The 4,394-nt window shown below is 57.5% G+C and carries 4 protein-coding genes; 1 reads left to right on the top strand and 3 read right to left on the bottom strand.

Going from position 1 to position 4,394, the window contains the following annotated elements; translation table 11 throughout:
* Window positions 1–362 precede the first annotated feature (362 nt).
* Entirely contained in the window at window positions 363–506 is a 144-nt protein-coding gene (locus K2H17_RS00045) for a hypothetical protein (RefSeq protein WP_300129994.1), read from the top strand.
* Window positions 507–510: 4 nt separating this feature from the next.
* Here the strand turns inward: K2H17_RS00045 and K2H17_RS00040 are convergent, their stop codons facing one another.
* The 3 genes from K2H17_RS00040 to K2H17_RS00030 form a co-directional block, all read right to left on the bottom strand.
* Window positions 511–1,140 (bottom strand): DUF3256 family protein, encoded by a 630-nt coding sequence (locus K2H17_RS00040; protein ID WP_300129993.1) that lies wholly within the window; start codon window positions 1,138–1,140, stop codon window positions 511–513.
* A 133-nt stretch (window positions 1,141–1,273) separates the two neighbouring features.
* The gene (locus tag K2H17_RS00035; RefSeq protein WP_300129992.1) at window positions 1,274–2,989 is read right to left on the bottom strand and encodes a DEAD/DEAH box helicase; all 1,716 of its coding nucleotides are present in this window, start codon (window positions 2,987–2,989) and stop codon (window positions 1,274–1,276) included.
* Window positions 2,990–3,064: 75 nt separating this feature from the next.
* A partial coding sequence (locus tag K2H17_RS00030) for a peptidoglycan DD-metalloendopeptidase family protein (protein ID WP_300129991.1) occupies window positions 3,065–4,394 on the bottom strand: 1,330 nt, incomplete at its 5' end.

Here is a 4,394-nt window from a genome sequence, read left to right as displayed (position 1 = left end):
CTAGCTTCGTCGGCAGCGTCAGATGTGTATAAGTGAGAGCGCCCGGCTCTCAAAATCCGTTTTTTTGCCTGCTCTCCGCATTATCGCACTAAAAGCGGGGTGACGTGGATGTATATTTGCAGTGGGAATTTTTCAGACAAACGTTTTTTTATTTATTTAAATTTTTCTTCTTTAATGTAAATGTTCAGCAATTCAAACAGCCTGATTGCAAGCAAGTTGTAGGGATGCTCCACGGAGCATCCGCCGGTCTTGTGGTTCATTAGCCTCGTTTTCGGATGCACCATGGTGCATCCCTACCCTGATAATGAGTTTTTTATATTGGCAATATTCGCTGAATAGTTACTCTTTAATTCTGTAATATTATGAATATCACTCTTCTGAATGACGGTCGCCGGTCCGGTGTATGTGCCGGAGCCGGCGGCGGTGATGCCGCTTCCGGGCGCAAGAACAACAAAGAACCGCGCCGCGACCGGGGCTCATCGTTCCGCAACACGCAGTGTCCCTGACGGATCAGCGGGCAGTGAACTTCTTGCCGTTCCAGACGTAGGTCAGGGAAGGCTGGAGGTAGCTCTCGATCATGGAGTAGACATCCTTGTCGAGGAAGCGCGCGAGGTTGTTGGTCAGGGTCAGCTCGGAGGTCGCGGGGTCGATGCGGTAGGAGGCTAACATGAAGGGTACCTGCATGGTGACTTCTTCCTTATTGTCGCGGCCTGCGGCTGTGAGCCATTCCTTCCAGCCCGGTTTGGTGAAGATTGAGGCTGCGTCGAGCGGCTGCCATGAGGAGTCATAGAAGCGGATCGAGGAGTCGAGTCCGGGAGTGGCTACGGTGTTGATCAGGGCGATGATCTCGCCTTTCTGCCCTTTGAGCACTGCGATCTGCGAGGCGGAGGAGTCCGACATCTTGACGGTCAGCGCTTCGGGGGTCAGTTCGGTGATGGCCGAGCGGCCCTGGAGATTGTTCTGCGAGGGGGTGCTCATGCCGTTTTTGATGTAGTCGACCATGTCGAGACGCGTGTTGCGGTCGAGCAGTGGGAAGATGCTTTGCGGGGCCGAGGTGAAGGCGTCGGCGGCTGTCAGCTGTGCCATTGCGCCGAGGGCGCCTGCAAGCAGGATGGCTGTCAGGAAGATTTTCTTTATCATCTGGGGTTTGAGTTAGGGTCTGACTTAGTGGATGTTGCAACACCTGCCACAATTGGTTTTGGTAGGGACGCATAGTCCTGTAACAATCTCTTATGGACCGGTCGGTCCTTCGGGTTAGAGTTGCGACAACCTCTTATTTCTTCGGCTTGTTTTTGCGCTTTTCGGCTATTTTGGAGTAGTCGCGTTCGGCGTCGGCTATTTCGCTGTGGAGGCGCTTGCCGTAGAATTCAGATCCGGTCAGGGCGCCGACAACCTTGCGGGCGTCGGATTTCTTGACATCGAAGAGGGTGTAGCCGGGCAGGAGGTCGATGCGGCCAACGTCGACGCGTTTGCCGTTGATGAGCTTGTTGAGCATGTCGATGAGGTTTCCGGCGAAGAATCCGTCGCGCTTGCCTACGTTGACATAGACTCTCTCGAAGCCGCGTTCGGCTGTGCGGCGGTCTTTCTCGCGGTCGTTTTTCGGGCGTTCCTGCACTCGTTCCCCCTTGCGGGCCTTGCGCTCGGCTTTCGAGGGCTTGGCGTCGATGAAGTCGATCTTCGGGGCGTCTTTGTAGTAGTCGAGCAGGCGGTTGAACTCCAGTGAGATGACGCGCTTGATGAGGTCTTCCTCGGAGAGCCATTCGAGCTTGCGGGAGATGCCTGAGAGATAGGGGGCAATCTCTTCTTCGTTGACCTTGACGCGCTCGATGCGGTCGGCCAGATTGTAGAGCTGCTTTTCGATGATGTGTTCCGGGGTGGGGACATCCTTGTGTTCGAAAGTCTTGCCGATTATGCGCTCGATCTCGCGCATTTTGCCTTTCTCGCGCGAGTGGATGATGGCGATTGAGACTCCTGACTTGCCGGCGCGGCCCGTGCGGCCTGAGCGGTGGGTGTAGACGGCGGTGTCTTCCGGAAGTCCGTAGTTGATGACGTGGGTGAGGTCATCGACGTCGAGTCCGCGGGCGGCTACGTCGGTAGCTACGAGGATGGAGACCACGCGGTCGCGGAATTTCTTCATCACGATGTCGCGCTGCTGCTGGGAGAGGTCGCCATGGAGGGCTTCGGCGTTGTAGCCGTCGCGGATCAGGTTGTCGGCGATCTCCTGGGTGTCGCGGCGGGTGCGGCAGAAGACGATGGCGTAGATGTTGGGCGAGTTGTCGACCACGCGTTTGAGCGCCAGGTACTTGTCGCGGGCGTTGACCATATAGTAGATGTGGCGGACGTTCTGGGCGCCTTCGTTGCGGGTGCCGACCACGAGTTCCTCGTAGTCCTTCATGTAGCGTTTGGCTATCTTGAGGATGTCGGCGGGCATTGTGGCCGAGAAGAGGAGCATCTTGCGCTCTTCGGGGACGTAGGAGAGGATCTCTTCGATGCTGTCGAGGAAGCCCATGTTGAGCATTTCGTCGGCCTCGTCGAGCACCACGGTGTGGACTTCGTCAAGTCTGACCACTCCGCGTTTGATCAGGTCGATCAGACGGCCCGGAGTGGCGACGATGATCTGCACACCCTTTTTGAGTCCGCGGATCTGGCTTTCGATGCTTGAGCCGCCGTAGACAGGGAGCACTTTGACATCGGGGATGTATTTCGAGAAGTCGGCCAGGTCGCTGCCGATCTGGAGACACAGCTCGCGGGTCGGTGAGAGGATCAGGGCCTGGGGACGGTTGATTTCGGGGTTGATCCGTTGGAGCAGCGGAAGGCCGAATGCGGCGGTTTTGCCTGTGCCTGTCTGGGCAAGGGCGATTATGTCTTTGGCGTCGCCGAGGAGGCGCGGGATCACGCGTTCCTGCACCGGCATCGGATATTCGAATCCGAGCTCTTCCACTGCTTTGCGCAGCGGCTGGCTGACGCCGAGTTCTTCAAATGTAGTCATAAGTAATTTATTTGGGGTCATATCCGGCGGGCTGTGCCTGTCATAATGATATAACCTGTTGGATTTGTTTTTGTTTCATCGTACCCACTGCGACGGGTTGAGTTTCTGCCGTTCGTTGCGGATTTCGAAATGGAGTGTGGTGCGGTTCGAATCTTCAGGATCGGAATAGATGGTTCCGAGATTCTGGCCGGCCTTGACGCTGTCGCCCTGCTTGACGGAGACGGACGAGAGGTTGGCATAGATGCTGATGTAGCGTCCGTGGCGGATCATGACGATCGAGTTGAAGCCGTCCTGCTTGAAGATGGCCGAGACTTTGCCTGCGAAGATGGCGCGGGCCGAGGCTCCGCTGCTGACTTCGATGTCGATGCCGGAGTTTTCGGTCTCGACATGGCGCAGGGTCGGATGGGGCTGACGTCCGAAGCGGCGCACGATCTTGTAGGACCCGGCCACGGGGAAGAGCAGTCGGCCTTTGTTGGCTTCGAATGAGCCTGTCAGGGCTGAGGCAGCTGTCGAGGCAGCTGTCTGAGTGCGGGCGTTGGCCGAGGCTACGTCCTTGGCCGAGCGTTCGGGGGCATCGGTGCCGGTCTTGGTGCCGGAGTTTTTCCGGGCGGAGGCTTTCTCTTTTTCGCGACGGGCTTTTTCGGCTTCTTCGCGGGCTATGCGGGCCTGCTCGGCTGCTATGAGGCGGTCGAGTTCACGGTCAAGGGCGGCTGCCTGACGCTTCTGCTCCTTGAGCATGGCGCGCAGGGCGGAGTCTTCCTTGCGGAGCGTGGTGACCATTTTTTCGGACTCGGACTGCTGACGCGACAGCGTTGCCTGGGTTTCCTCGGCTTTGCGGTAGGCCTGGTCCTGGGAGTGGCGCAGTGATGTCAGGTGGGCCCGGCGTTCGGAAATCTTCTCGATCCCCTGCCGGATGTTTTCGGCCCGGCGTTCGCGCCAGGCTGAGAAACGGCGCAGGTAGCGGATGCGGCTGTAAGCTTCGGTGAAGCTTTTGGAGGAGAATATGAAGCTGAATTCGCTGAAGTTGGCTGCGTGGGGCTGCATCTGCCTCAAGGCTCTGACGTAGGCCTGGCGCATGGATTCCAGGTCGGCTTCGAGGGTCTTGATCGAGTCGGCGGTGAGGTTGATGGCGGAGCCAAGGGAGTCGATGTGGGCGCGCAGGCCGAGGACTTTGCTGCGGTTGGCTTCGATGTCGCCGTTGAGGGAGTTGAGGCGGTTGATCTGACGTTTCAGCTCTTTGGTGTTGGTGTTGATTTTGGTAGCTGTCTCGGAGATCTTTTTATCGGTGGTGCTTTTGTCTTTTTTGACTGATTCGAGTGTGCGGGCCGGGGTTGTGCGGCGGTTTGAGGTGGTCTGTAGCAGTATTAGACTATCGGCTCTCTTTCTTTTGCGGCGATTCTGGGCA

This window comes from Duncaniella sp., assembly GCF_029054785.1.
In the GTDB taxonomy this organism is placed as follows: Bacteria; Bacteroidota; Bacteroidia; order Bacteroidales; family Muribaculaceae; genus Duncaniella.
This window is presented reverse-complemented; position numbering and strand designations above follow the sequence as displayed.